This is a genomic window from Oceanobacillus sp. FSL W7-1304, from assembly GCF_037969805.1.
Lineage (GTDB): Bacteria > Bacillota > Bacilli > Bacillales > Amphibacillaceae > Oceanobacillus > Oceanobacillus profundus.
On record NZ_CP150211.1, the window covers coordinates 740,204 to 764,891 of the forward strand.

The 24,688-nt window shown below is 37.5% G+C and carries 21 protein-coding genes and 2 tRNA genes; 2 read left to right on the forward strand and 21 right to left on the reverse strand.

Annotated elements, in window-relative coordinates:
- Positions 1–53: 53 nt before the first annotated feature.
- From NYE61_RS03870 to NYE61_RS03940, 15 genes are all read right to left on the reverse strand, one after another.
- Positions 54–863, reverse strand: coding sequence for a transporter substrate-binding domain-containing protein (locus NYE61_RS03870; protein WP_187393139.1), 810 nt, complete (start codon positions 861–863; stop codon positions 54–56).
- 513 nt (positions 864–1,376) lie between these two features.
- Positions 1,377–1,964: a ribosome biogenesis GTP-binding protein YihA/YsxC gene (gene yihA, locus NYE61_RS03875; RefSeq protein ID WP_303447378.1), complete on the reverse strand. Its 588-nt coding sequence runs from the start codon at positions 1,962–1,964 to the stop codon at positions 1,377–1,379.
- Entirely contained in the window at positions 1,951–4,281 is a 2,331-nt protein-coding gene (gene lon / locus NYE61_RS03880) for an endopeptidase La (RefSeq protein WP_303447379.1), read from the reverse strand. The genes yihA and lon overlap by 14 nt, the downstream gene beginning before the upstream one ends.
- Positions 4,282–4,813: 532 nt before the next feature.
- On the reverse strand, positions 4,814–6,091 hold the full coding sequence (clpX, locus tag NYE61_RS03885) for an ATP-dependent protease ATP-binding subunit ClpX (RefSeq protein ID WP_095307219.1): 1,278 nt from the start codon (positions 6,089–6,091) through the stop codon (positions 4,814–4,816).
- 488 nt (positions 6,092–6,579) lie between these two features.
- Positions 6,580–7,869 carry a trigger factor gene (gene tig / locus NYE61_RS03890; protein ID WP_095307220.1) on the reverse strand — a complete coding sequence of 430 codons (1,290 nt, stop codon included), beginning with the start codon at positions 7,867–7,869 and terminating at the stop codon, positions 6,580–6,582.
- A 135-nt stretch (positions 7,870–8,004) separates the two neighbouring features.
- Positions 8,005–8,985, reverse strand: coding sequence for a tetratricopeptide repeat protein (locus NYE61_RS03895; RefSeq protein WP_095307221.1), 981 nt, complete (start codon positions 8,983–8,985; stop codon positions 8,005–8,007).
- A 1,042-nt stretch (positions 8,986–10,027) separates the two neighbouring features.
- Positions 10,028–11,032, reverse strand: a complete 1,005-nt coding sequence (locus NYE61_RS03900; RefSeq protein ID WP_251661677.1) for a metal-binding protein ZinT — start codon at positions 11,030–11,032, stop codon at positions 10,028–10,030.
- A 354-nt stretch (positions 11,033–11,386) separates the two neighbouring features.
- Positions 11,387–11,460 (reverse strand) — tRNA-Arg (locus tag NYE61_RS03905).
- A gap of 10 nt (positions 11,461–11,470) precedes the next feature.
- Positions 11,471–11,544 (reverse strand) — tRNA-Gly (locus tag NYE61_RS03910).
- 185 nt (positions 11,545–11,729) lie between these two features.
- On the reverse strand, positions 11,730–12,239 hold the full coding sequence (locus NYE61_RS03915; RefSeq protein WP_095307224.1) for a metallophosphoesterase: 510 nt from the start codon (positions 12,237–12,239) through the stop codon (positions 11,730–11,732).
- Between the two features lie 39 nt (positions 12,240–12,278).
- The gene (locus NYE61_RS03920; RefSeq protein WP_095307225.1) at positions 12,279–12,872 is read right to left on the reverse strand and encodes an XTP/dITP diphosphatase; all 594 of its coding nucleotides are present in this window, start codon (positions 12,870–12,872) and stop codon (positions 12,279–12,281) included.
- 13 nt (positions 12,873–12,885) lie between these two features.
- Entirely contained in the window at positions 12,886–13,641 is a 756-nt protein-coding gene (gene rph / locus NYE61_RS03925; RefSeq protein WP_095307229.1) for a ribonuclease PH, read from the reverse strand.
- A gap of 185 nt (positions 13,642–13,826) precedes the next feature.
- Positions 13,827–14,894, reverse strand: coding sequence for a GerMN domain-containing protein (locus NYE61_RS03930; protein WP_095307230.1), 1,068 nt, complete (start codon positions 14,892–14,894; stop codon positions 13,827–13,829).
- 165 nt (positions 14,895–15,059) lie between these two features.
- The gene (gene racE, locus NYE61_RS03935; protein ID WP_095307232.1) at positions 15,060–15,884 is read right to left on the reverse strand and encodes a glutamate racemase; all 825 of its coding nucleotides are present in this window, start codon (positions 15,882–15,884) and stop codon (positions 15,060–15,062) included.
- Between the two features lie 21 nt (positions 15,885–15,905).
- Complete coding sequence (locus NYE61_RS03940) at positions 15,906–16,364, reverse strand: MarR family transcriptional regulator (RefSeq protein WP_095307233.1); 459 nt, start codon at positions 16,362–16,364, stop codon at positions 15,906–15,908.
- Between the two features lie 415 nt (positions 16,365–16,779).
- Here NYE61_RS03940 and NYE61_RS03945 point away from each other — a divergent pair, with 415 nt between their 5' ends.
- On the forward strand, positions 16,780–17,004 hold the full coding sequence (locus NYE61_RS03945; RefSeq protein WP_010651078.1) for a response regulator transcription factor: 225 nt from the start codon (positions 16,780–16,782) through the stop codon (positions 17,002–17,004).
- A gap of 59 nt (positions 17,005–17,063) precedes the next feature.
- On the opposite strand, the gene NYE61_RS03950 is transcribed toward NYE61_RS03945, so the two are convergent.
- The 4 genes from NYE61_RS03950 to NYE61_RS03965 all read right to left on the reverse strand — a co-directional run bounded on the left by NYE61_RS03950 (position 17,064) and on the right by NYE61_RS03965 (position 21,431).
- Entirely contained in the window at positions 17,064–17,531 is a 468-nt protein-coding gene (locus NYE61_RS03950; protein ID WP_251661408.1) for a thioesterase family protein, read from the reverse strand.
- Positions 17,532–18,236: 705 nt separating this feature from the next.
- Entirely contained in the window at positions 18,237–19,001 is a 765-nt protein-coding gene (sdhB, locus tag NYE61_RS03955; protein WP_095307236.1) for a succinate dehydrogenase iron-sulfur subunit, read from the reverse strand.
- Between the two features lie 16 nt (positions 19,002–19,017).
- Complete coding sequence (gene sdhA, locus NYE61_RS03960; RefSeq protein WP_095307238.1) at positions 19,018–20,769, reverse strand: succinate dehydrogenase flavoprotein subunit; 1,752 nt, start codon at positions 20,767–20,769, stop codon at positions 19,018–19,020.
- Between the two features lie 41 nt (positions 20,770–20,810).
- Entirely contained in the window at positions 20,811–21,431 is a 621-nt protein-coding gene (locus NYE61_RS03965) for a succinate dehydrogenase cytochrome b558 subunit (RefSeq protein WP_095307239.1), read from the reverse strand.
- A 385-nt stretch (positions 21,432–21,816) separates the two neighbouring features.
- Here NYE61_RS03965 and NYE61_RS03970 point away from each other — a divergent pair, with 385 nt between their 5' ends.
- Entirely contained in the window at positions 21,817–22,254 is a 438-nt protein-coding gene (locus tag NYE61_RS03970; protein ID WP_095307241.1) for a YslB family protein, read from the forward strand.
- 85 nt (positions 22,255–22,339) lie between these two features.
- On the opposite strand, the gene uvrC is transcribed toward NYE61_RS03970, so the two are convergent.
- Entirely contained in the window at positions 22,340–24,118 is a 1,779-nt protein-coding gene (gene uvrC / locus NYE61_RS03975; protein WP_095307242.1) for an excinuclease ABC subunit UvrC, read from the reverse strand.
- 96 nt (positions 24,119–24,214) lie between these two features.
- Complete coding sequence (trxA, locus tag NYE61_RS03980; RefSeq protein WP_095307243.1) at positions 24,215–24,529, reverse strand: thioredoxin; 315 nt, start codon at positions 24,527–24,529, stop codon at positions 24,215–24,217.
- Between the last annotated feature and the right edge of the window lie 159 nt (positions 24,530–24,688).

Below are 24,688 nucleotides of genomic sequence, written 5' to 3' on the forward strand. Positions count from 1 at the left end.
ACTCCCCTTTAGATAAGAATGTGCGCATGCTCGGATGCGCACATTCACATGTTTTATTCTTCTATCTCAGGCTCTTCGGTAATGTCACCGCCAATCCATTCTTCAGATAAGGCGGCAAGCTCGCCGCTTTCTCTCATCTCCTCAAGGGCCTCATTTACAGCTTCAAGCAATGCAGTGTTATCCTTTTTTACCGCTACTGCTTGCTCGGCGACATCAAGCTGAAATTTCCCTTCAATTTCTAATCCTGCATCAATGGCTGTAAATCCTGTCACATCATCCGTGATTACGGCATCGTGATGACCACTTGCTAACGATTGAAGAGCAACTACATCGCTATCTACTTGAGGTATGCTTGAAGTATATTGCTCTGCCACTTCAAGATATGTTGTACCTCTGGCCACAGAAATCTCTTTTCCTTCTAAGTCGTCTTCTGTCTGTATATTACTATCAGGCCTAGTATAAATAACCGGTCCGGAATAGTAATAAGGCTCAGAGAAATTTACCTGCTGCAAACGTTCTTCTGTTATTGTATGACTTGCAACTGCGATATCATAACGACCTTCCGTTACTCCAGTAACAATGCCTGAAAATTTTGCCCGCTGCGGATTCGGCTCAAGGCCAAGTTTTTCAGCGATCGCTTCTCCAACAGCTACATCATAACCAACCATATCACTGCCTTCCATATAGCTAAATGGTTTGAATTCACCAGAAGCTGCAAATGTTAACTTGCCATCTTCAACTAAATTATATGCAGCACCATCACCAGCTGCATTTGAATCTCCATTAGCAGATTCGCTATTTCCACAAGCTGCTAGTAAGATCATAGATACCATCAAAAATAACGCAATTTTCAGTTTTTTCACCTTTCTCCACATCCCCTTTTTCATTTAAATAACAGCTATCATCTCTGATCTGTAAGTTGAAATAGTATCAGCCACCACCATTCCACTTTTACCATGTATTAAAGTATAGCAATAATTGAAATAGCACACGAACTGGCTATAATACGATATCCATCAGTATATGTACATTTACAGATCCTACTGCATAATAACTCCCTTCAGCATACATATACCCATCTTTTCTAAAATATACTCCTGTTTTCTAAAAAATCTTTCTAATCAAGAAGTTTTCAGGACTGTCACTAATATGTGGTTGGCAATTCGAGAATGTGCAACAGAATGTTAATATTCTGTGATCGGTTACTAGGTGTGAGATGCGTTACCAAGGTTGAGGCAATAAGATCTGGATAAAATACGATTGTTTATTTCCTAAATCTGATCGATAATATGACAAAGATAATGAACAATACAGTTCTAGGCTGAACGACAAAAAACCTTGTCAGAGATTGATCCCAGACAAGGTATTTTTTTTCATTAGTTTTTCAAATAATGGGTAATGACAGACCATGATTCGTCCTTCCCTTCACCTGTTTCAGCTGAAAATGGAATGACAATATCATCTGGTGCTACTTCGAATGTTTGTTTTGTTCGTTTTACATGCTGTGCTCGTTTATTCTTTGGTATTTTATCAAGCTTCGTTGCGATGATAATTACTGGAAGCTCATGATATTTAAGAAAATTATACATTTGCAAATCATCTTTTGTTGGTTCATGACGAAGGTCGGTGACAAGGATAGCGGCTTTTAATGTTTCTCTTGTCGTAAAGTACTCCTCCATCATACCTCCCCATTTTTCACGTTCCTTTTTTGAAACCTTCGCATAACCATAGCCCGGTACATCCACGAAATAAAAGGCTTCATTAATCTTATAAAAATTTAAAGTTTGTGTCTTCCCCGGCTTTGATGAAGTACGGGCTAAATTTTTCCGATTAATTAGCTTGTTTATAAATGACGATTTCCCTACATTTGAGCGTCCTGCTAATGCTATTTCTGGTAGCATATCACCTGGATATTGCTTCTTGCTAACGGCACTAATGACGATTTCGGCGTTAGTTACTTTCATTTTTCTCCTCCACGAGTGCGTGCTCAAGTACTTGATCAAGGTGATTCACCGTGATAAAAGTTAAGTCATTTCGAACACTTTCTGGTATATTTTCTATATCTTTTTCATTTTCTTCTGGGATAATCAAGGTTGTTAATCCAGCTCGATGTGCACTCAATGATTTCTCTTTTAAACCTCCAATTGGCAACACACGTCCACGGAGTGTAATTTCCCCAGTCATCCCTACTTCTTTCCTAATTGCCCTGCCTGTTAAAGATGATACAAGAGCTGTTGCTATTGTTATTCCAGCAGACGGTCCATCCTTTGGCGTTGCGCCTGCTGGTACGTGAATATGAATATCATATTTCTCGTAAAAGTTGGACTCTATATTAAATTCCTTTGTTCTGGAACGTACATAGCTAAATGCAGCTTGGGCAGATTCTTGCATTACGCCGCCCAATTTCCCTGTGAGCGTTAATTTGCCTTTACCAGGATAATGGGTTACTTCAATGGAAAGAATATCACCACCTGCAGATGTATATGCTAAGCCTGTTGCTGTTCCTACTTGATCCTCTTGCTCCATTAGGCCATAGCGAAAAACTGGCTTCCCTAGTAAATCTTCCAGGCTTTTTTCGGTTACAATTACTTTTTCCTTTTCCTTGGAAATAATAATTTTGGCTGCTTTTCTGCATAGTTTTGCCAGCTGTCTTTCTAACCCACGAACTCCAGCTTCTCTTGTATATCTGCGAATCAGCTTAAGAATTGCGTTTTCCCGGATTTGTAAATTAGCTTTTTTCAATCCATTTTCCTTCAATTGCTTTGGCAGTAAATGCTGTTTTGCAATATGCAGCTTCTCTACCTCCGTATAACCCGCAATGGAGATAAGCTCCATACGATCCAATAAGGGACCAGGTATACTGTTTACGTTATTTGCAGTAGCAATAAAAAGCACATTAGATAAGTCATAGTTTTCTTCAATAAAATGGTCACTGAACGAACTATTTTGTTCTGGATCCAACACCTCAAGCATCGCGGAAGACGGGTCCCCGCGAAAATCATTTGACATTTTATCGATTTCATCCAGTAAGAATACTGGATTAACCGTTCCAGCTTTCTTCATTCCTTGAATAATACGACCCGGCATTGCTCCAATATAGGTTCTGCGATGTCCGCGTATCTCTGCTTCGTCCCGAACTCCTCCTAATGAAATACGTACGAAATTTCGATTAATCGCCTTGGAGATTGATTTTGCTAAAGAAGTTTTTCCTACTCCCGGAGGTCCTACAAGGCAAAGAATCGGTCCTTTTATTGTATTGGTTAGCTTTTGTACAGCTAAATACTCTAAAATTCGTTCCTTTACTTTTTCGAGACCATAATGATCATGATTTAACACTTTCTCTGCACGTTTAATTTCAATTGTATCTTGTGTTTTTTTTGTCCAAGGTAAGAGAATTAGCCATTCCAAGTAATTACGAATAACAGAGCTTTCAGCAGAACTTTGTGGTACTTTTTCATATCTTCCTAACTCTTTTAAAGCAACCTTCAAGATATGCTCCGGCATATCGGAGTTTTCAATCTTCTCCCTTAATTGATCTACTTCACTCGTTTTGCCGTCTTTATCGCCAAGCTCCTTTTGAATCGCTTTTAGTTGTTCACGAAGATAATATTCCTTTTGTGTTTTTTCCATGGAGTTTTTTACACGTTGTCCAATTTTCTTTTCTAAATCCAAAACCTTTTTTTCGTTGGAGATAACTTTAATGAGATGCTTCATTCGAACAGCCACATTTATCATCTCTAAAATTTGCTGTTTGTCCTTTATTTTCAACGTTAAATGAGATGCGACGAGATCTGCGAGTCTACCTGGTTCCTCGATATCAGAAACCGTTGCATAGGTCTCATCTGTTAACTTCCTGGAAAGCTTTATGTATTGCTTAAATTGCTCAAGCAGGGAACGCATTAACGCTTCTTCTTCATGCTTTTCGCCATGCGTTTCCTCCAAATTTTCGATTTCAACTAAAAATTCATCTTGAGATTCCGTATATCGGAGAATTTCTCCACGCGAAATTCCCTCAACAAGCACACGCATCGTACCATTTGGAAGCTTTAACATCTGTTTTACTTTTGCCAATGTACCAACATTAAAAATATCGCTTGGTTCCGGATCATCTAAGCTCACTTTTTTCTGGGTTGCCAGGAAAATATGCTGATTGTCCATCATTGCCTTTTCCAATGCAGCAATCGATTTATCTCTACCTACGTCCAAGTGTAGAACCATTGATGGAAACACGAGTAGTCCACGTAAAGGAAGGAGGGGGACTTGAATGTTTTCTTTCGTCATTATTTGTACCTCCATAAAATATGTATTTAATTAGTTATCTTAAACCATTCGTGTTAAAAAATTCATTATGTATTTCTTCAGTTTATAGAAAAATCTTCCTCTTGTAAATGGTTTCATTTCTAAATCTGTATTCTATTTATTTCAACGTTATTTACAGGCAATAAAACAAGAATACAAAGGTTATCGTAACTCCCGGAACAGCCACATCCAGCTTCAGCGCCCAACGACTAGCGAGACTTCCCTCACCTCCGTACGATAAGTCAACATCGACTCCCTACGGTCGCCGTGTTTCCTTTATCTCCTACGGCTCAGTCCAGTCCGTACGTCGCTAACCGGACGCTTCCGCTTTTGTGCTTATTATTACCTAAGTTTATAATTATAAACAAAAAGGAGCTGACTGAGTCAGTTCCTTTTAGGCAGTTAAGTAATAGTAAAAAAACTAACTGCATAAGTGCAACTAAGGCACTCCCAAAAATTCTGGCGAATGCCCTAGTTTTTCTAACAATGTAGTACCTGCTCAACCAGCCTCAGCTTATGCACTTTCTTTCGGATGCTTTTCATTTCCTTCTTTAACGGTTCCATCATGGAAAACCAACTTAGGGCTCCCGTTTTCGTCAGTAACTGTTTCTTTCGTAATGATGCATTTTTCCACATCTTCACGAGAAGGCAGATCAAACATTACGTCAACAATAATCCCTTCGATAATGGAGCGTAATCCACGGGCACCTGTTTTGCGCTCAATTGCTTTTTTAGCAATTTCAATAAGTGCATCATCTTCGAATTCTAAATCCACATTATCCATATCAAATAACTTTTGATATTGTTTAACGAGTGCATTTTTCGGCTTAGTTAAAATTTCAATTAGCGCATCCTCGTCCAATGGCGTCAAGCTTCCGATTACTGGAATACGCCCGATAAATTCTGGAATTAAGCCGTAGCGTAATAAATCCTCCGGTAATACTTTGGAAAGCAGCTCACCCATATCCAGATCTTCCTGCTTCTCGTTCGAGCCAAAACCGATTACTTTCTTACCTAGACGACGTTTAATTACTTGGTCAATTCCATCGAATGCTCCACCAACGATAAATAGAATATTTGTCGTATCAATTTGAATAAATTCTTGATGCGGATGCTTACGTCCTCCTTGTGGTGGTACACTTGCAACTGTACCTTCAAGGATTTTCAGCAACGCTTGCTGTACACCCTCACCCGATACATCTCTTGTTATCGAAGGGTTTTCCGATTTACGAGCGACTTTATCTATTTCGTCTATATAAATAATTCCTTTTTCTGCCTTTTCAACATCATAGTCTGCAGACTGAATGAGTTTGAGTAAAATATTCTCGACATCTTCTCCAACATATCCTGCTTCTGTTAATGAAGTCGCATCTGCCATCGCAAACGGAACATTAATAATACGAGCAAGCGTTTGAGCAAGCAATGTTTTACCACTACCTGTTGGTCCAATCATTGCAATATTACTTTTTGATATTTCTACATCATCTGTGCTCTTGGTTGAGTTAATTCGTTTGTAATGATTATATACTGCAACTGCAAGGTTACGTTTCGCTTTATCCTGGCCAATGACATAATCATCAAGAATATTACAGATTTCCTTTGGCTTTGGAATTTCATTCATTTCCATATCCTCGTCTGTACCTAGTTCTTCTTCAACGATTTCTGTACAAAGTTCAATACATTCATCACATATATAAACACCAGGTCCGGCGACTAATTTACGTACTTGTTCTTGACTCTTACCACAAAATGAACATTTCAATTGTCCTTTTTCTTCATTAAATTTAAACATACCATTTCACCCCTAAACGAGCTAAATAAATTCAGCTTTCAACTTTTATAGTCATCATATCAGATACAATTTAAAAAACAAAACAATATACTTTTTCCATCAAGCTAAATACGGTAAATCGACGATTCTATTTTCAAAAACAACAAACTAAAAATAAATTTACCTTGTTTTATCTATTATGGATATTTAACAGAAAAAGTCAATAAATTTAACTTCAGCATTTTGGTTATTGTTACTATATGATGTAGACACAAGATAAATTTCACTTATTTACAGAGGTTACACAGAAATCTCAGTGAAGATGACACTTTGCCATGTCAACGGACGGCTGACAATCAAAGTGCGGGATTCTCGAAGTCACATCGCAACATGCGAAAGTCTCACTGGACCTACTTATCCACCTTTTTTAAACGTACAATTACATCTCTAATAATGTAAAACAAGGTGCGATATGAATCGCACCTTGTTTTACTAATAATTTGATGTTATTACTTTGCAACCTTACTGTTGTCCACAAGGAAATCAATTGCCGCTCTAATTTTTAAGTCGTTTTTAATTGTTTCATTGCTTCCACCTAGCATTTGTACTAATTGATCAGCTTCAACGCCATACATAGATGCCATTTTTTCAAGCTCTGCATTTACATCTTCATCAGATGCTTCAATGTTTTCAGCTTTCACGATTGCTTCTAGTGTAAGATTTGTTTTAACACGTTTTGCTGCATCTTCTTTCATTTGCTCTTTTAATGCATCTTTATCTTGTCCAGAGAATTGAGCGTACATTTCAAGTGTCATACCTTGCATTTGTAATTGCTGTTCAAATTCTCTCAGCATTTGATCAAGTTCTGTCTCAACCATTGCATCTGGAATATCAACTTCCGTATTATCTGATGCTTGCCCGATTAAAGCTTCGCGTTTTTTATTATCTGCATCCTGTTTTCTTTGTGATTCAAGCTCTTCACGTTTTTTCTTTTTCAATTCATCAAGTGTTTCCACTTCGTCATCAACATCTTTAGCGAACTCATCATCAAGTTCTGGAAGTTCTTTTGATTTTATTTCATGGATCTTAACTTTAAATACAGCATCTTTGCCAGCTAAGTTTTCTGCATGGTATTCTTCAGGGAAAGTAATTTCGATTTCTGTTTCTTCTCCTGCTTCTTTACCAATTAATTTTTCTTCAAATCCTGGAATAAATGAACCTGAACCAATTTCTAGTGAATGATTTTCACCTTTACCGCCTTCGAATGCTTCACCATCTAAGAATCCTTCAAAGTCGATAACTGCTGTATCGCCATCTTCTACTTTTCCATCTTCTTTCACAACAAGTTCAGCGTGACGCTCACGGATCGTATTAATTTCGTTTTCAACATCTTCATCTGTAACTTCTACAGACTCTTCTTCTACTTCAAGTCCTTTATAGTCACCTAACGTAACTTCTGGTTTCACTTCAACAATCGCAGTGAATACCAAATCTTTACCTTTTTCGATTTGCTCAATGTCTACTTCTGGTTGTGCAATTGGGAAAATATCTGTTTCGTCAATTGCTTTTGAATATGCCTCAGGTAATACGATATCTACCGCATCCTGATAAAGTGACTCTACACCAAAACGTTTTTCAAACATTCCGCGTGGAATTTTCCCTTTACGGAAACCAGGAATTTGTACATCCTTAGATACTTTTTTAAACGCTTTGTCCAATGCTAGATTAAATTCCTCAGCAGGTACTTCAAACGTTAACTGTCCTTTGTTACCTTCTTGTTTTTCCCATTTTGCTGTCATTCAAAATCCCTCCAAAATCTATTGTATCAATCAATTTTCATAATCTAATGTGTGAATGATAGTTATATTCGAATTTGCAACCATCTCATTATAACATAATTCGTACGGCTTTCAAGCATTTACTGCTTCGTTAATCTATTCTTCGATTATACTTAAGTATAAAGAATCACACATACTAATCTCTTTCATAATTCGTGCTATTGCTTCTGATACTTCTTCGTCACTATTTGTAGGTATATGTAAATACTGCTTTCCTATTTTCTTAATCGCTTCTGCAATTTCGTCAACTTCTTCAAAGGGCGGCATAAACGGGTAAATAACATAAACATAGCGGTAGAGAAGCTGCTTCAATAATTGAAAAAGTGTCGGGTTTTCCTGCTCCATATCCCGTAAAATAAATAGGATTTTGTTATAGATGTCATTGTCCTTCATGTCTTCTAAATCAAAAGGTACTATACCCATGCTTAAACTAAATTTATGTATTTCTATTTCGTCAGATACATTATTTTCCTTCAACCAAATCAGAAGAGACGTTTTAATTACAGGATGAACATGTTCATTTGTTAAAAGTAATGAAACATCCCGATCAGGCTGCACTTTCATAGTCCGCATTCGATCTACAATACGCCATTGTTCTAAATGATTATCCTGATTAATAGCTTCATACAATTCTTCTATGATAGATCCTTTATTCTCTACTGCTAAATCCATTTTCATTTTTTCACTCATATCGTACAACTGCCTAAATTGCTCCTCAAGCAAGTCAGGAATCTCGCCACTCTCAAATTCATATTCTACCTGCTCCATTAACAAATCATATTGATTCGTCTGAAAAAGGATCGTTAAGTAAATATGTACATAGTGATAATAATCTTCATTCCTGAATTGAAGCAATTCTTCGCATAGATCTTGTGCTTCCGCTGTTCGACCTAGCTCCATTAGACAAATTAGCTTTCCGATTAGAATTTCGTGATTATCGATATGGTAGCTTAACAGGAGATTTAGCTTACTTAAAGCCTCTTCATAGCGTTTCTCTTGTAAAGCAAATAAACTTTCTTCCTCAAGTCTTTTCTGAAGCTTCGGAAAGAGTATTACATTTTCTGATCTCGAACTCATTGATTCACCTCTTTTCTCTATAGTATATAGTATATGAATTTCTTTAATTTGTATAAATACCCAAACTGAAAGAAATTAAACACAACAATATAGAAAGAGAAACCTAATTGCAATGATAGGTTTCTCTTTAGCAGCATTTTAATTAAGCAATAAAACTCTAGACGCCCAATTGTAAGCGCTACTATTATACTCGATTTTTAAAAAATCAGCTCCGAAGCTTAATAATTTTACTCATTTAAGTATAAATGAATATGTGAATGATTGCAATTTTCAAAGAAAAGGTTTGAGGTGGAATAACCATTGTTGTTCTATAGAAGCTCGTCGAACAGCGCGTATTGTGAAAGAGGGATCGTTATTAAAATCGATTCGTACTTTTTGAACCTATAGACACTATAGATTTAGTCCATCTTCAAATTCCTCAACTCTTATCTTTACTTATATTATATCATACGGAAAAAATTCAGAAAAAGTATATACGTACGAAGTAGCACTTTTTGAATAAATTTTAGTAAAAGTCCCCCGCCGAGTTTGGCGAGGGTTCGATCAAATACATTAAGAGATGTGGGGGGTGACTGTTTTGCTCTATACAATATCCAAATGTGAAGAAAGTATGGTCTAACGTTTATAACGATAGGATTCTAAAATCCTCCACATCTTCGAGAACGTCTACGGCTATTGCGCCTGCATCCATCTCGTCTATCACGGTCCCTGTCACGGTTCCGATCACGATCTCCCCTCAATTCTCGGCATTCGCAAACAAATCTTGAGCGATTACGGTCACGATCTCTGCGACCTCTTACATCTCCGAAAAAGAAATTATCGAAAAAACACATACTTTTCCCTCCCTCATAACGTATAAATCGGCCGGCCATACTAATAATATATTGCTGTATGGAGTTGTTTGATTGTACAAACCGTCTGGTATAAATGAACATTTTACTGGGTATGGGAGTTAAATTAATACGGGAACTATAAAACTAAATAAGGATTGGTGCGTATAATTCCAATTCAACGCACCAATCCTTCTATTCCATTTTATCCTCTAATGCGCAATCATTTCGTGCACGATACTAGCTCCATCCATATCTTTTGGATAGTAAGTGGGCCAGTTTTCTACTTCATCTAATAATGCTTCACGATCATTTCCCCAATACAGATGATAGTGTCCAGCATCTGTAGGATAAATATTATGATCACTGAATTGGATGAATTGAGGGAGCTCATCACTATCTTCTGCTAATTTAAAAATATATCGAACCCCTCTATTTCCTGCTTCATATGTTAAAATCTCATAACCATCGTAAGCATATTCACCTGTTAACTCTTTGTCACTTTTTAAGAATGTTACAGTATCCTCTTCTATGATGATACGATCAACATCTGTTTCGTATCCTTGTGCGTAATATTGCTTATATTCTTCAGCAGTTCTATCTCCATTATGTTCTGATTTATAAGTAAACACTTCATCTAATGTACCATCTTTTAGATATGGATATACAGATTGCCAGTCTCCTTCCCAATCAGAGAGTTCTCGATCTTTAACTTGGCTGTCTTCAAAATAGCCATTGTAGATTTGTTCATCATGTGGATGATGACCATGACTACCATGGTCATCAATGACAATTTCTATCGGTACTGATTGTACATAGGCTTCATGTTCATCATTATATAGAACTGCCTTTATCTGCTGACCATTACGATTTGCCTCGCCTTTAAAACTGCTGCCTTTTTGTTCTGTGATAAGATTCCATTCAGCATCCTGATTATCTCTTATGTACCAGTGCCAATGATCAGACTCGCTTTCTTCTTCATATACAGCTGTTAATTCAACAATATCACCTGTATGATAATGATCTGCTCCCCCCTGGACGTCAACATCCTCGGCTACTTGATGATCGTTACTGCTGTTATGATCATGCAATGCACTTGAGGATGTATCCATATGCCCTTCTGCAACTCCTTCTTGCGGTTCAGCTTCCTGACAACCAACCAATACTAGTAGACTGAGTGTTAGTATACCTAACCCTTTTGAAAATGAAGTTCTCATTCCTAACACGCTCCTTTTCAACTTAACTTATTCGTAATCATTACTATTCGTAATGTTTACGATTTAGATTATACACAGTTCGATTGAGGTGCGTCAATATAAATATTTAAATATAATTGAAATATTTATTAGATAAGAAGATTGAATCTAGTAGATTCTCAGCAAAACGTTGAAGTTAATATTACTGATGATAGAGCATGAACAATGCTGCTTTTTAAGTTTTAGTATAGGAAAGTCGTTAATTATTTACGGGAGATATTAATTGATACCTAATCAGTAGCTTAAACTGTTCTCTATGCAATTTTTAAAATAAAAAAAGCCTTGTAAACAAATGTTTACAAGGCTTTTAAGAAGCGTCCCAGGCAGGATTCGAACCTGCGACCCACAGCTTAGAAGGCTGTTGCTCTATCCAGCTGAGCTACTGGGACAATTATGTTTTGGAGCGGGTGAAGGGAATCGAACCCTCATCATCAGCTTGGAAGGCTGAGGTTTTACCACTAAACTACACCCGCATCTTTTTTCTGTAAGTATGAATATGTTGTGAAAGTATGCACTACTTAACTGTATATGTAAAATAATATAGATTGTTCTCGCTGTTTTTAGCGGACAAGAATTATTATAGGCAGGAATCAATCTTTTGTCAACACTTTCCACCTAAAAATTTCAGGAAGTGTCTAGACACTTCCTGAAAATAATTTTATAATGATGCACTTTGTTTTAAATCTTCCACATGTTCCCCATCTAAATTATAAAAATGAATTGTTATATCAGAAGGGTCATCCCATTGCATAATGGCATACGTTTTTTCCATTCTATTTTTAGGTAATCGGACACTTCCTGGATTGATAAAAAGCTTATGATCAACTTGTTCTGCTCCAGCGATATGTGAATGACCAAAGCAAACTACTTGCGCTCTCTCTTCTTCCGCTCGGTACGATAAACGAATAAGGTTCATTTTCACATCATATAGATGTCCATGTGTAATATAAAAAGTTAAGCCATCAAGCTCAATTGTTTGTTCATCTGGGTACCGAACATCGAAATCGCAATTACCGCCCACTCGGTAAAATCCTTGCAGTTCCTCTGAATCAAATTCCAGCTCTGAGTCACCACAATGAATTAACCATTTCACATCGTGTCTTTCTTTTATAGCAACAACTTCATTTGTCAAACCATGGCTATCACTTAAAATTAATACTTCTGCCAAATCATCACCTCCAGTTTAAAGGCAAGCATATAAAACTACTTATAACGTATGTATCCATTTTTCCAACTGAATAATCGCATTTCTACGGTGACTGATTTGATTTTTCACTTCCGGATTCAATTCTGCCATTGTTACTTCATATCCATCTGGTATGAAAATCGGGTCATATCCGAAGCCATTTTCTCCCTTTTCCGAAAAGGTTATTTTGCCTTCACAATATCCGGTCCGGAAGGTTGTTGCTTCACCAGGAATAGCTACAGCTAACACACAAATAAACCGCGCAGTGCGTTTGTCTTCACTTACTTCTTTCAATTCTTCTAGAACTTTATTAATGTTTGCCTTGTCGTCTTTCGGCTCTCCAGCATATCTGGCAGAAAAAAGACCAGGACGCCCATCCAGTGCATCAATCATTAAACCCGAATCATCAGCAAGTACTGGTATGTCTAATAGTGTAGCAATTTGCTCCGCTTTTAAGGCAGCATTCTCCTCAAAAGTTGATCCCGTTTCCTCCACATCTGGGGTCGATTGGTCTAAATCAAGTAATGATAATGCTTCGATTGATTTCTTAGCAAAAAAATCCTTGAATTCTTTTGCTTTTCCTTGGTTTTTTGTCGCAATTATAATTTGTTTCATCATTGATCTCCTATTATTTTGCAGGATTTGTTTCTCCTATACGATCTGCTAAATTACCAATTAGTTCTTTCTGAACTTCAACGATTTGCTGGAGCCCTTCTTCAGCAAGTCCTAGCATCGCCTGTAACTGCTTATTTGAAAAAGTTGCTTCCTCTCCAGTTCCTTGGATCTCTACAAATTCACCAGAGCCAGTCATAACAATATTCATATCAACATGTGCTTGGAAATCTTCCTCATAATTTAAATCTAATATTTCCTTACCATCCGGTAAAACCCCTACAGAAATTGCTGCTAAGTAGTCACGTACTGGCATTTTTGAGATTGCTTTTGTTTCCAGAAGCTTTCCAAAAGCAAGCACAACTGCAATAAATGCTCCTGTAATCGATGCCGTTCGTGTACCTCCATCTGCTTGAATAACATCACAGTCTACCCATACTGTTCGTTCACCAATTTTATCTAAATCCACAACTGCACGTAACGCTCGACCAATTAATCGTTGGATTTCCATCGTTCTTCCGCTTACCTTGCCTTTTGAAGATTCACGAATATTACGTTGGGCAGTTGCTCGCGGCAGCATCGCATATTCTGCAGTAATCCATCCTTTACCTTGTCCTCGCATAAACGGAGGAACACGGTCTTCAATACTTGCATTACAAATCACCTTCGTATTTCCAACCTCTATTAAGACAGAGCCCTCAGGATGACTAATATAGTTTTTCGTAATCTTTATTGGCCTTAAATTATTCACTTCTCGTTGATCATTTCTCATAAATATTCCTCCTCTTACAACAATAGCTTATCATATTTTTTGCAAAAGCAACACGTTGATACACTTAATATTACATACTCTTATTGAATCATAAAACATGTGTAAGCTTCAGCTTTTTGCATGCTGAATCTAAAAATCTCCCATCATTTAAGAAAGAGGCTTGCAAAAGTTGCAGCCTCTTTCGATTAAAGTTTCTCTGTTGGAGTAAATGCTTGCTTCGTTACTGGTTCCGTATACTCTTCACCATTTTCATTAACGAGCTGGTCCACATCTTCCACTTTCACATCAACTGCCTCGACGTTCTCCTGTTCTGTTAATGTCCTTACCAACGTTTCCATTACTTCATCAGCAATTACAGCTTGTTCCGAATCCTGTAAAATATCTTTGCTAAAAACAAGCTCGAGTATACCATCATTTAAATCAGGCGAATTTGTTAATAGTGTATCCGGGTTAAAAACATGAACAACATTTGTCTTATATCCTGGTCCATCAATAAGCGCTTGAACGATCGAGCTATATTCATTTTCCTCCGTTACTTCGATATGTTGTGTGACTGGTACGTAATAGCGATTCTCGCCATGTTCTGAAGGATAGTACATTGTAACAGCTCTGCTTTCAAGTAAATCTAATGTGTCTGTGTCTGCAATGTTAATACCATTTGTCCGCGAATATCCTTCACCAATTGGCGTACCGTTTACTGGCATTTCTGTTTGTGGATGTCCGTTTATCCAAAGCTTCACTTTTGATACATTTTCAAATTGTGTCAATGTGTGGGTAATTGATTCTAATATTTTCAGCTCATCCGCTGCCTCATATGCCTTAAATTCTTCTGATACATCTACAATCATTGTGCCATCTTCTTGAAGATTTATCCCCAGCACCTCTGTTCCCTCAGGTAACACAGCTTGAAAACCATTCGGTAACATCTCGGTCACGGGACCACCTTTAACAAGGTATTCAACCACCTGGGTAGCAACTTGTTTTGTGTTTGGCAATTCAATTGTTTGAGGTGCCACCATTCCATTTGCATCAATTAAAAATAATTGTCTTGCAACTGTTTCTTCCGGATCGACTTCTCCTTCAGCATTTTCTTCATTCATAACGTCTTCCTCAGATATATTTTCCAAATTATCAACTGCCTCAGCATTCGGAGGTGGGTCCATCTCTTCCATCGATTGTTCTCCCTGAAAACAGCCAGATAGAATCACCGAAATACTAATCGTACCAATCAAAAGCTTTGCTCGCTTATGCATGCCATTACCTCCTACGATGGTTTGTACTATTATATATACGAGCCCTCAACGAAAATAGACCAATCAATAACAGAAAAAATATATTCGGGTAGATGACAAATCGCATTCTACACAAATGAAAATATGATATTTTCTTCTTCAAAAAAAAATCAGGCTCTGATTTTTTCAGAATACCTGATTTTTACTAAGGTTCGCTTTTTTGATTGTAAGCATTTGGAAGTTTGAATCCTTAAAAATACTTTTCGAAATTTCGATAAAAATTTCCAAGTCACCAGTTGCATAAAATTGATGAACAGGTGATTGTTCATCTTTATTCAACAAATGATGAACATCTAAAATGGTACTTGTTTCTCTAGCAGTCTCTTCACTTGAAGAAATAACGGTTACATGATTTCCAATCACTTCTTGTATCGTATTTTTTAATAGTGGGTAATGGGTACACCCTAAAATCAATACATCCATTTCTTTACCATGTTTTAGTGGAACCAGCGATTCTTCCACCACTTCTCTTGCCTGGTTCCCTGCAAGAACTCCTTTTTCTACCATCGGGACAAATAAAGGGCAGGCTAGTGCAGTTACATGAATATCAGATTTAATTTTCTTTAAAGCTAGCTCATATGCACCACTTTTTACAGTGCCTTCCGTTCCGATAATCCCGACTTGATTATTTTCTGTAAATTTAATTGCTGCCCTTGCACCAGGCTTAATCACACCAATAACAGGAATATCCAATTTTTCCTTAAGATCTTTCAATGTAAATGCCGTTGCTGTATTACATGCAATTACCAGCATTTTAATATTTTTTGTTAATAAAAATTCTACCATTTCCCAAGTGAATTGCTTTACTTCCTTTTCAGACCTTGGCCCATATGGGCATCTTGCCGTATCCCCTAAATAAATTAACTTCTCCTTTGGCAGCTGACGCATGAGTTCATGAACTACTGTTAAGCCACCAACTCCGGAGTCGATTACACCAATTGCTCTATCCAAAATTGTTTCTCCTCTTTGTTGTTATTTCTCATTCACTATTTTCATTTCCTGATAGAGGAAATCTAACAATTGATTTAGTGAATGTTTCTCATCTTCGCTGAATTTATTGAGAACTTTGCCTAAATAATCCTGCCTTTCCAGAATTACTTCACGAATAATTGTTTTCCCTTTTTCTAATAAATGTATTCGAACTACCCTTCTATCGTTAGTATCACGTACCCTTTCAACAAGTTCATTTTTCTCCATGCGATCAACCAAATCTGTCGTTGTACTAAAGGCTAGACTAATCTTGTTGGATAGCTCTCCAATCGTTAAATCACCTTCTTCTAACAGCCATTGCAAAGCAACGAATTGTGGTGATGTGATTGGATAATTATTTAAGATTTTTCGACCATTCTGTTTGATCATTCCAGATATATAACGGAGCTGCTTCTCCATTTTTTTTATCGATTCAGCTGGTTCTAATACTTCTTTTTCCAAAGTTTTACCCCCTAGATTTTTCCTTAACGAATAGTTTATCACATGATGTCCCTAAATAAGGGATATATTCTTTGCATAGTATATTCAAAACAAAATAATTTTGCCTATCATAGGAAAATCCCTACTTGTCCAAGAAACCGTCAGTTAATCAAAAAAACACTTTTTATGGATTACTTTATTATATATTAAACGATATCCGCTAAATTGGGAACTAATCATTACTTTTTCAATAAAAAAGCATATATATGGTAACGTTATCTTTTTTCGCCTTTAATTGTTTAAAACCGGTCATTATATTTTAATTCGATATTTCCATTAAATGTACGCACCGATTCTGACGGTCTTCATAAGCTATTATTGACTAAATAATTTCCCTTCATAACTGTAGCTCTATAGAGCAAGGAGGGGGTAACATTTGAAGGACAACGAGTATAAACCGAAGCAATTACTGACCAAACGCGAAAAAGAAGTGTTTGAACTATTAGTGCAGGATAAGACAACAAAAGAAATAGCACAAGAATTGTTTATTTCCGAAAAAACTGTCCGGAACCATATTTCAAATGCTATGCAGAAACTGGGAGTTAAGGGGCGGTCTCAAGCCGTAGTTGAACTTCTTCGCATGGGGGAATTAAAGCTTTGAAAAAATCGACTTCCCTTTTACAGGGGAGTCGATTTTGTTTGGCAAATAAGAAAGAAAACTTACTTATTTGCATAAGCGCAATTAGGACATTCACCTAAAAGCTTTTTCATTTCGTCAGGCATTGGAGTGGGACGACCTTTCTGCGGATTAATGTAAACGATTCGTCCTCGTCCAGTTAGAGCAATTTCTTCGTTGTCTTTTACAGCCATGTAATGTACATCGAACGAAGTATTACCAATCGTTGCTACTTTTACATACATTTTAAGACGCTCATCGAAGTACATTTGCTGCAAGTAATCACATTGCAAATCTGCTACTATAATTGCCTCTTCTTCGCTCTTGAGATTGTTAAAAATACCCAGCGAATTAAGATAGTCGACTCGCGCTTCTTCAAAATAAATGAATGCTGAAACATTATTTACATGTCCATACATATCCGTTTCTGAAAAACGTACTTTTATAGGTGTAAAAAAGCTAAATTCAGAACGCCATTGATCCATATTATCAATATAATTAACCGATTTCATACGATCCCCTCCAAGCTGGTTACTATCAAAATTCTATATACACATAAGTAGAATAAACAAGATTGAGTAGGTAGTTACTTAACTTACACATATTTTTAGTTACAAATTGATATAAACTATGGATTAGTGTATTTAAATGGATTGTGCGTCTACCCGCTCCGGAAATATAATTCCCGCATCCAAAGGGGAGCTGGTGAGCCTCCTTGTGCTGCCGCACTGCGTAGTCTCACCGATGCTCTTCTTCCCACAGGAGTCTACGTATATTTCCTCCGCTAGTATATGCTCACCAATTATTACTTGTGGAATTAATAAAAACGATATCGATGCGCTACCAGTCCGGGTGAGCGCAGGGCGGTGACTCCTCATAATAAAAACCAATTTTATTCGTGCGATGTAAAAGCTGTCGAAGCATTCCTTGTCCTGTGTGGGAACAGCACGTGTCTGAAGTCTCGCAGGAAGTGGTTTTCTTCCGAAGAGGCTGAAGCCATGCCCACGGATAGCATCCGCCCGGAGCGATCCCGGACGGCGATTGTTCCACAGATTAAGCAAATAATCATTAGTTTGGAGTTTCTTTCAATTGCGCTGCAACATACACGTAAAAAAGTCTTGTCATCTAAATGTACCTAGAGTCAAATCCGCGTGGTTAAACAAATGACCCTCACCACCAATACGGAGAGGGTCATTTATAATCTATAAACCTAGTAATTAATGTGCGTTGTCACTTCCAAAGAAATTTTTGAACGCTTGAATGTTTGTCGCACGGTTCATTGCTGCAATAGATGTTGTTAATGGAATACCTTTTGGACAAACCTGTACACAGTTTTGTGAGTTTCCACAGCCGTCAATACCGCCATCCTCCATTAATCCATTCAAACGATCACTTTGATTCATTTCACCAGTTGGGTGCGCATTGAATAAGCGAGCTTGAGAGATTGCAGCAGGCCCAATGAAATTTGATTTGTCATTAACATTCGGGCAAGCCTCTAAGCAAACCCCACACGTCATACATTTAGAAAGCTCATAAGCCCATTGGCGTTTCTTTTCAGGCATTCTTGGTCCAGGACCTAAATCATGTGTACCATCAATTGGAATCCAAGCTTTTACTTGTTTTAGTGCATCAAACATCCGTTCCCGGTCAACAATCAAATCACGAATAACTGGGAATGTTGACATCGGCTCGAGACGAATCGGTTGTTCGAGCTGATCCACTAAAGCTGCACACGATTGCCTGGCCGTTCCATTGATAACCATGGAACATGCCCCGCAAACTTCTTCCAGACAGTTCATATCCCACATAACAGGCGTTGATTTTTCCCCTTTTGCGTTCACTGGATTTTGTCTTATCTCCATGAGTCCGGATATAACGTTCATATTTTTCCGGTAAGGTATTTCAAACGTTTCCTCATAAGGAGCAGAATCCGGGCCGTCTTGTCTAGTTATAATAAATGTAACTGTACTTTGTTCAGCCATTACTACTTACTCCCCCTTAGTGTTTTGTAGTGTAGTCACGTTTACGAGGTTTAATCAACGATACATCGACTTCCTCGTAGCTGAATTCCGGTGACTTGGTCTCTGCGTTAAATTCAGCAATTGTTGTTTTTAGCCATTCCTCATCATTACGTTCCGGAAATTCCGGCTTGTAGTGTGCACCACGACTCTCATTACGATTTAAAGCACCGATCGTAATAACACGAGCAAGATGAAGCATATGTTTCAACTGACGTGTAAACATAACGCCCTGGTTACTCCAACGAGATGTATCATTGATATTAATATTATTCCAGCGCTTGAGCAGCTCTTTTATTTTCTCGTCAGTTTTCTCGAGCTTCGCATTTTCCCGAACTACTGTTACATTATCTGTCATCAATTCACCGAGTTCCTTATGAATTTGATAAGCATTTTCTGTGCCTTCCATATTCATAAGCTCTTCAAAATTAGCTTTTTCTTCACTTTCATAGGAAGCATACATTTCTTCAGATAAATCATCGACATGGACATCAAGTTTATCAATATATTCGATTGACTTCGGTCCAGCAACCATTCCCCCGAAGATAGCAGACAAGAGGGAGTTTGCTCCAAGTCGGTTTCCACCGTGCTGTGAATAATCACATTCTCCTGCAGCGAATATTCCTGGAATACTTGTCATTTGATCATAGTCAACCCATAAACCACCCATAGAATAATGAACTGCTGGGAAGATTTTCATCGGTACTTTACGTGGATCCTCTCCAACAAACTTCTCATAGATTTCAATAATTCCGCCTAGTTTAATATCCAATTCTTTTGGATCCTTATGCGATAAATCCAAATAAACCATATTTTCGCCATTAATACCGAGTTTTTGGTTTACACATACATCAAATATTTCACGTGTTGCAATATCTCTTGGCACAAGGTTTCCATATGCTGGATATTTTTCTTCAAGGAAATACCATGGTTCACCATCTTTATATGTCCAAACTCGACCACCTTCACCACGGGCAGATTCACTCATCAAGCGAAGCTTATCATCACCAGGTATTGCAGTCGGATGAATTTGAATAAATTCACCATTTGCATATTTAGCTCCTTGTTGATATAAAATACTTGCTGCAGATCCTGTATTAATCATGGAATTTGTTGATTTACCAAAGATAATTCCTGGTCCCCCAGTAGCAAAAATCGTTGCATCCGACCGAAACGCTTTAATTTCATGTGTCTTAATATCCTGAGCAACTAGCCCTCTACTTACACCGTTCTCATCAAGTATTGCTTTTACGAACTCCCAGCCTTCGTATTTCGTTACAAGGCCTTCTACTTCAAAGCGACGAACTTGCTCATCAAGCGCATATAATAACTGCTGCCCTGTTGTTGCACCTGCATATGCTGTTCTGTGATGCTGTGTACCACCGAATCGTCTAAAATCTAGTAACCCCTCTGGTGTACGATTAAACATAACTCCCATACGATCGAGCATATGTATAATTCCAGGTGCTGCCTCACACATTGCTTTTACTGGTGGCTGGTTTGCTAGAAAATCCCCACCATAAATACTGTCGTCAAAGTGGATCATCGGAGAATCTCCTTCTCCCTTCGTATTAACAGCGCCATTAATACCACCTTGAGCACACACAGAGTGAGAGCGTTTAACAGGAACGATAGAAAATACATCTACTTTTACGCCTGCCTCGGCTGCTTTTATGGTAGCCATTAATCCAGCTAATCCACCGCCGACAACAGCGACTTTACGATTATTCATTTTGTTAGCTCACTCCTATTCTCTTTCTAGAGGTTGTTCTATTAAACTCCGTACGCAAATTGAATCAATGTTCTAACACCGAGATAGCTGATTGCAAAAAAGACAACAATTACTGCATATGTAGCAATCTTCTGCGATTTTGGTGACTGCGTAATGCCCCATGTAACCAAAAAGCTCCATAAACCATTAGCAAAGTGAAATACTGCGGAAACTACACCAATAACGTAGAACCAAAACATGAATGGATTTGTTAAAATCCCTTCCATCAAGCTGTAATCAAGGTCTACATTACCTAAGCCGATTTGCACTCGTGTTTCCCATACATGCCATGCAATGAAAACAAGTGTTACAATACCAGTGATTCGCTGTAGCCTAAACATCCAGTTACGGAAGAAGCCATAAGTTCTCGTATTGTTTCGTGCAACAAAAACAATATATACCCCTAAGATTGCGTGAAACAAAATTGGTAGATAAATGACAAATATCTCCAAAAGCAATACAAATGGAAGCCCTGCCATAAATCCTGCTGCCCGATTAAAACTCTCTTCTCCATACACAGCAAAATGATTGATTACTAAATGCTGAACCATAAAAAGGCCGATTGGAACAACACCTAATAACGAATGCAATCTTCTGTAAAAAAACTCACGATGCTCTGCCATGTTTACCCCCCTTAGTCTCGTTCAATAATATAAGATAATATGTAGCTATCCACAAAGTAATGAAGCGCTTTTATTTGAAAAAGGCAGACTTTATAAAATAGCACAAATTCGTAACACATTTATTGTACTTCTAACTACAAAAAGCGTCAAGAAAACTAGATTCTCAATTAGAATAGAATAGAAACCCAGACTTCTAGTTAAATAAGTTTACATATCCTTAATAAAACAAAGGAAAGATCCTTGTTTTTTTAATTGAGAATAAGAAAAAAATGAATGACATGACTTGTTTTTTTATCAATTTAAATAGATAATATGAGTAGTTCTTCTGATCGTACTTTATGTGAGAAAGGAAACTATTTTGGATTTGTTGGAAAGGATGAAAAGGATGTCAAACAAGCATCAACCATTAAATTTGTCACATCTTGAAGAATTAAACACACCAGGGGCTGGCTACGACATCCTAAGATATGTAAGCTTACCTGATTTACTTGGACAAGATACAGAACCAATACTATATTTTATGGGAAGAAATCTCGCACGTAAGTTTGAAATAACGACACTTGATGACATTGTATACTTGTTCGACAAGCTTGGCTGGGGAACATTGGATCTCATGAAACAAAATAAAAAAGTATTTGTATTCCACTTACTATCCGACTCCGTTGTTTTACGGTTAAATGCACCTTTCAATGTGGACTTTCGCTTTGAAGCTGGATTTTTGGCAGAAGCCATTCAACAAGTAGAAGGAATTGAGTGCGAATGTGTGGAAGAGATTAACAAACGTATTCACCAAATTGAATTTTCTGTTTTTATAACGAACTAGACTACATAAAATATAATTTTACCAGCATTGTGTGGATCCACAAAGAAAGGCAGGAGCATTTACGAAACATGCTCCTGCCTTTCTTTTAATCTTCTTTATTCAAGTGACTAATTACGATTTCTGCTATGTTGCTAGGTATGCCAAGTTTTGTAATATCCATTATTTTCGCGTTCCGAATTTCATTCACCGATTTAAAATGCGTTAGCAATAACTTTCTTCGCTTCTCTCCAACTCCAGGTATTTTATCTAGCTCCGATTGGAATAAGTTTTTACCACGAAGCTGGCGATGGAATGTGATAGCAAACCGGTGCACTTCATCTTGAATACGCTGCACAAGGTAAAATTCCTGAGATTGACGTTCCAGCGGTACCATAATTGGAGGATCTCCGTAAAGCAACTCACTTGTTTTATGCTTATCATCCTTAGCTAGTCCTGCAAGCGGTATATCAAGACCAAGCTCATTTTCCAGTACATCCAGAGCTGCTGACATTTGACCCTTTCCACCGTCAACAATTACCAAATCGGGCAGTGGCAGGTTTTCTTTCAGTACTCTTGTATACCTTCTTCGGATTACTTCTCGCATTGTTTCATAATCGTCTGGACCTTTTACATCTCTAATTTTATATTTGCGATACGCTTTTTTATTTGGTTTTCCATCTTCAAACACGATCATCGCTGATACTGGATCTGTCCCTTGAATATTGGAATTATCAAAAGCTTCAATACGACGCGGCGTTTCAATGTGAAGTCTCTCCCCTAACTTCTCAACCGCCTGAATCGTTCTTTCTTCATCCTGTTCAATTAATAGAAATTTTTCCTCTAGCGCAATTTCTGCATTTTTCATAGCTAGCTGCACCAGTTCTTTTTTTCTTCCACGCAATGGGGTATGCACGTCGATTTCAAGTAGCTTATGCAGTAGTTCATCTTGTGTACCAATAGGCACTAGTATTTGCTTTGGTTTTAAATGGTTTTCATGTAGATAAAATCTACCAACAAAGCTAATGAAGGTCTCCTCATGTTCATCAAAGAATGGGAAAATCGTCACATCTCTTTCAAGCAGCTTTCCTTGTCTCACAAAAAATACTTGAATGCACATCCAGCCTTTGTTATAGCTGTATCCAAAAACATCTCGATCAACTTGATCATTCATTGTCATTTTCTGTTGTTCCATTACGACTTCAATATGCTGAATTTGATCACGCAGTTCCTTTGCACGTTCAAACTGAAGCTGTTCACTAGCCTCATACATCTTCGCCATTATGTTTGATTTAATTTCTTTGTATCCCCCTTGCAGAAAGGAAGCAATTTCTTGAACAATGGACTGATATTCCTCTTTTGACGGGGGGTTCTCGCTGCACGCCTTGCATTGGTGCATATGATAATATAAACAAGGGCGTCCTGGTGGGTTATTACATTTTCTTAACGGATAAAGTCGATCCAGTAATTTCTTTGTTTCTCTTGCTGCCAAAACATTTGGATACGGTCCGAAATACTTGCCTTTATCCTTTTTAACTTTACGTGTAATGAGCAAGCGCGGATGTCTTTCCGATGTGATTTTCAAATATGGATAAGATTTATCATCCTTTAGCATCACATTATATTTTGGGTCATATTTTTTAATCAAGTTCATCTCTAGTATAAGTGCTTCGATCTCAGAAGAAGTTACAAAGTACTCAAAATCCTCTATTTCTTGTACAAGACGTTGTGTTTTCTGGTCATTCGCACCTCTGAAATAAGAGCGAACACGATTTTTCAACATCTTTGACTTTCCAACATAAATAATGATTCCATGCCTATCCTTCATCAAATAACAACCCGGCTGTGCTGGCAATATAGCCAATTTACCCTTTATTGTCTCATTCATCTGCATTCAAATCCTTTAAGTATCCCCTTTTTCTTTAGAACAAATCCCTTGTCACATTCGTAACAAGGGATTTGTTCTAATTTCATTATACACGTTTTACGCGTGTTTGTTAATTAAGTCTACTAAAGCTTCTTTTGGTTGGAAACCTACTACTTGGTCCACTACGTTGCCATCTTTGAACAGTAATAGTGTAGGGATACTCATTACACCGAATTTACCAGCAGTCTCTTGGTTTTCGTCCACATCAAGCTTAACGATTTGTACTTTTTCTTCCATTTCTCCATCTATTTCTTCCAGAACTGGAGCGATCATTTTACACGGTCCACACCATGGTGCCCAAAAGTCAGCTAAAACAAGCCCCTTAGAAGTTTCTTGTGCGAAGTTCTGATCTGATACATTTTTAATTGCCATTATTATATACCTCCTAATAAAAACTCAAGATTGAATAAATCTTATTATGAGTATATCACCTGATGTATATACTTCCTAATAGTTTGCTTCATATTATAACGTGAAACTTCATTCATTAGGGATTTACGGATTGTTTCCTCCCTCTTTCACTACTTTTGG